Genomic DNA, 456 nt, shown 5'->3' on the forward strand with positions numbered 1-456 from the left:
TGGTTGCGGGGGCAGGATTTGAACCTGCGGCCTTCAGGTTATGAGCCTGACGAGCTACCGGGCTGCTCCACCCCGCGTTACCAGCGTAAATCCCTATGGGATTTATCGCGACCAGCGTAAATCCCTATTGGATTTATCGCGACTGCATCACAGGGAAGCTGTGATGTATACTTCCGGAGCAAATTGCCGCAGGCGATTTGTCTCCTTTAAGGGACGCACGTTGCGTTTGCCTTATGTTTTCATGTTCCGTAATGCAAAAAGGCCGCTTTGAGCGGCCCTTTGTATCGGCTGGGCCGAAGAGTTTGCTTGAGAAGATATTTGTTGCGTTTTGCAGACCTGGCAGCGACCTACTCTCCCGCGTCTTGAGACGGAGTACCATTGGCGCTGGGGCGTTTCACGGCCGTGTTCGGAATGGGAACGGGTGCAGCCGCCCCGCGATAACCACCAGGTCGGCAA

Annotated in this window: 1 tRNA gene and 1 rRNA gene; both read right to left on the minus strand. The window is 55.3% G+C overall.

Annotated elements, in window-relative coordinates:
• Nucleotides 1-77 (minus strand) — tRNA-Met (locus AC1DCP_RS26445).
• Between the two features lie 257 nt (nt 78-334).
• A 5S ribosomal RNA gene (rrf, locus tag AC1DCP_RS26450) occupies nt 335-449 on the minus strand.
• Between the last annotated feature and the right edge of the window lie 7 nt (nt 450-456).

The organism is Agrobacterium sp. 10T429, assembly GCF_056393925.1.